Source organism: Reyranella sp. (assembly GCF_050185545.1).
Lineage (GTDB): Bacteria > Pseudomonadota > Alphaproteobacteria > Reyranellales > Reyranellaceae > Reyranella.
In genome coordinates this window covers 1-3,845 of sequence record NZ_JBFWZI010000339.1, presented here as the reverse complement: position 1 = coordinate 3,845, position 3,845 = coordinate 1, and the positions used below count along the sequence as shown (strand labels likewise).

At 67.5% G+C, this 3,845-nt stretch carries 2 protein-coding genes and 1 pseudogene; 1 reads left to right on the top strand and 2 read right to left on the bottom strand.

Features of this window, described 5'->3' with window-relative positions; translation table 11 throughout:
• On the bottom strand, positions 1 to 2,645 hold a 2,645-nt coding region (locus AB7O82_RS37675; protein WP_428621868.1), incomplete at its 3' end, for an AMP-binding protein.
• A gap of 307 nt (positions 2,646 to 2,952) precedes the next feature.
• Between AB7O82_RS37675 and AB7O82_RS37670 the strand changes: the two genes are divergently transcribed.
• A complete protein-coding gene (locus tag AB7O82_RS37670) occupies positions 2,953 to 3,516 on the top strand; it encodes a hypothetical protein (RefSeq protein WP_428537991.1) in 564 nt (187 codons plus the stop codon).
• A gap of 60 nt (positions 3,517 to 3,576) precedes the next feature.
• On the opposite strand, the pseudogene AB7O82_RS37665 reads toward AB7O82_RS37670, so the two are convergent.
• Positions 3,577 to 3,845 (bottom strand): annotated as a pseudogene (locus tag AB7O82_RS37665) (hypothetical protein); the annotation flags it as partial.

Below are 3,845 nucleotides of genomic sequence, written 5' to 3'. Positions count from 1 at the left end.
ATCGATCGCGTGCCGCACAGTGTGACGGGCACGACCCCGAGCCTTTGTTGAACGGCGACGACGAAGGCTCCCAACCGGAACGGCCGCAGGCCATAGGCACGCCGGAAAGTGCCTTCGGGGAAAAACGCGAGCATCCGACCCGCCTGTGCCGCGGCGAGCGCCGCCCGTGTGTCGGCAATGCCGCCTTCGGCATCGATGCGTTCGACGAACAAGGCGCCGAGGGCGCGCAGGAAAGGACCCGCCACATATTGCGCGTCGAGCTCGCGCTTGGCCACGAAGGCGGGTTCCCCCGGGACGATGGCCGCCACCACCAGGCTGTCGAAGTAGCTGCTGTGGTTGATGGCGAGCAGCGTTCCGCCCTTCGGCCACGCCCCTGTGACCTCGACGCGAACCGCCATCAACCACAGCAGCAGTCGGGCCGTGGCATGGACGATCGCCCAGCGTCGCGACCGTCCGGGAACAAGAATCACCAGCGGCCACAGGACGGCGGACGCGGCAACAAGCACGGTCCACCACCAGGCGGCGTAAGCCAACGCGCCCAGCATCCGGCGGCCACGGCGCAAGGCCATCGCCACACCCGACAGGGTAAGGCGGACGAGCTGCCGCGATGCGGGCTCGGCCCCTTTGCCCAGGCGTCGCTGCAGGAAGAGCTCGCGCGTCGCCGTGCGCCGTAGCTTGCCGCTCGAGGTCTTGGGCACGCTGCCCGGCGGCACCAGCAGGATCTCCTCCGGCGGGGCGTCGAGCAGGCGCGTTGCGGTATCCGCAACGTCTTGGCGCAGGGCGGCCAGTTGCACCGCTGCGGTCAAGCGCGTCTCGGCGACGACGACCAGTCGCTCGGTGCCGGCATGTGGGTCGCTCGCGCCGAACACTGCGACGCAGCCTTTGCGAATGCCGGCAAGGTCGCCGACGGCTGCTTCCAGCTCGTCGGGATGGATGTGGCGCCCGGCCCGGATGATGATGTCCTTGGAGCGGCCGGTGATGAAGACATCGCCGCCCGCGACATAGGCGAGATCGCCGCTGTTGAGCCACCCGCCGTCGAACAGCTCCGCGGTCTTGGCTGGATTGTCGAGATATCCTGACGACGCCGATGGCCCGCGAAACTGCAGGCGGCCTTCCTGGCGCTCGCCGACCTCGCCGGTGGCATCGACGATGCGAATCTGATGACCGGGCAACGGTCGGCCACAGGCGACGAACTCGAGGGCATCCGTCGCCTCCGGCGCGGCTTGCGCGGCGTATCCTTGACGGGTGAGCGCCTGCCGGTCGACCCGGTCGATGACCGGTGGCCGGCCGAGGGGAGGGAAAGCAAGGCCGACGGCATTCTCGGCGAGGCCATAGACGGGTGCCATGGCGCCGATGCCGAAACCGCAAGGGCCAAAGCGCGACGCGAAGCGACGGATGGTGTGCGGGTTTACCGCCTCCGATCCGTTGGTGACCATGCGCAGGGATCGGAGGTCGAGACCGGAAATCTTCGCATCGTCGATGCGGTGCAGGCAGAGCTCGAAGGCGAAGTTCGGCGCCGCCGACAATGTTCCCTTGTGACGGTGGATGGCCCACAGCCAGCTTTCCGGCCGTACCAGGAAGACAAGCGGCGACATGACGACCAGCGGAGCGGCAAAGTAAAGACTGCCCAGCCACGCCCCGATCAGCCCCATGTCGTGATAGAGCGGCAGCCAGCTCACGAAGACATCGGATGGTCCTGCCGCCATGGCCTCTCCCATGGCCCTGATGTTGGCCAGCAGGTTGGCGTGGGTCAGCACCACGCCCTTTGGATCGCCGGTGCTGCCCGAGGTGTACTGCACCAGCGCCATGTCGGTTGCGCGTCGGGCTACCGGAAGCGTCGGCCCGTCGATGCCCACGGCGGCGAGGTCGTTTATCGTATCGACGCGCCTCAGGCTTTCCAGCTGCAACCGGAGCAGCCGAGCGATGGCGGAGGCTTCCGGCGCGGCGATCAGGATGACGGCGCGGGCATTGCCCAGGATGTTGGCCTGGCGGCGCAGATGCTCCTCGACGCGGGACAGCCGCGCCGGCGGGTAGATCGGTGTCGGCACGCCGCCGGCATAAAGCACGCCCAGGAAGGCAACGAAGAAGGCCTCGCTCGTCGGCAGCATGATGGCGACCCGCTCGCCCGGCTCGAGCCCGCGGACGAGCAGCCCGCGCGCGACGGCGCGCGCCCGCTCCGCGAGTTGCCGATAGCTGATCGGCGTTTCATGCCCCTCGCCGTCCAGCAGCATGATGTGGTTGCGCTCGCCGTGACGGCCGGCGTGCCAGTCGAGCACCTCCGTCAGGGTTGTCGCTGCCTCGGGTGCCGGTTCCGCCGGCCCGACAGCAGGGGCTCGGGGGGTGAGCTCGGGTGGTGCAGCGACGCGGACTTTTGCCTCCGCGAGTGCATTCGCGAGGTCGCGCAACGTCTCGGCTTCGCTCAGCAGCCGTTCCGGTAGATGCGTGCCGAACGCCCGTTCAACGCGCAGCAGCAGTTCGGCGCGCGACAGGCTGTCGAAGCCCCAGTCCCGATCCAGCGAGCCGTCGAGGCCTGCCCGGTCCGCAGCTCTTCGACCGGGCCAAAGCTCATGGGCGAGACTGCGCGCGAGCTCGATGAGCGCTTGTTCCGCGTCAGGCCGTCCCGGCGGAGTGGCCAGTGTGTCCATTGTCTGCTTTCGCGCGTTCGATCGGCTCGGCGAGAAAAGCTTCGGTGAAGTGCCGGTCGGCAGCCTTGACCTGCATCAATCAGGCCGAGGCCGTGAAGCAGGAGCCGAGATCGACGGCGATGACTTCATGCCATTGCTTCGGGGTCATCTTGTGCAGCGGCGCGTCGCGCGTGATTCCCGCCGACTGGCCCGAGTTCCTGCTCGATGCGTCCAACAGGGCCGCAAAGCTTGCAAGAGATTCTTGAGGCAAATCAAGGTGGGAATGCGCTTGGCGGGGCACATTCATCATCGGAGTCAGGAACCGGAGATGAGTTCGATGGGAGTCATCCGGAGATGGCGGCTTCGCCGTAACGCCTGGACGGCCGCGACCTGCAGCCTCTTTCTGCTGGTGCCGGCGCTGGCGCTCGCCGCAGCCGACATCCGCGCCGAGCCGTGCGATGTCGGAGAGCCCGACTCTCTGGAGATCAGCTGGACTGGACCGTGCCGGGACGGCAGCTGGGAGCTCGATCCCCGTGTCGGCTGCCGGTTGTGGGATTGGCGTCCCGCCCCCGAGGATGTTGCGACCTGGTCCGGCGTTTGCCGGTCAGGGCGAATGGAAGGTCGCGGGGTCGTTCAATGGTACGAGCACGGGCGCCCGATCGATCTCTTCGAGGGCACTTTCCGTCGCGGCAAGCGGGAGGGGTTGGGTCGCTACGAATGGCCGGCCGGGCAGCGTTACCAGGGCGTATACATGGCCGGACTGCCGGACGGCCAGGGCAGTGTGACCATCGACGGCATCACGTACGCCGGCACGTGGCGTCGCGGATGCCTGAAGCACGGCAACAAGCGCATCGCCATCGGCGTTCCGTTGCGCAGCTGTGGCGCCCTATGAGCACTGGCCCGGGCTCACCATAGTTCCGGGCATCGGGGCATTGCCGGAAGGCGGCATGCTCTAGGTCGCCGGCGCGCGGTGGAGATTGGCGATCAGGATGTAGACGCTGATCAGCAGGGCCCATGCCGGAAAGACGATGAAGCTCCAGTCGACCCATTGGCTGGCAAACAGCAGGAACAGGGCCATGACAAACCCCGGCGCCGCCATCCAGCGCGCCACGAAGGCGGTGCGCACCGCGATCGTCGAGGTGATCAGCATGAAGACTCCCGCCATCTTGATCGCATAGACGTTGACGATCGTGTAGGCGAAGGCGCGCGCCAGCGCGAAGG

Excerpts from the sequence above, each read along its gene's own strand:
- AB7O82_RS37670 (WP_428537991.1), top strand. The coding sequence starts at position 2,953 with ATGAGTTCGATGGGAGTCATCCGGAGATGGCGGCTTCGCCGTAACGCC.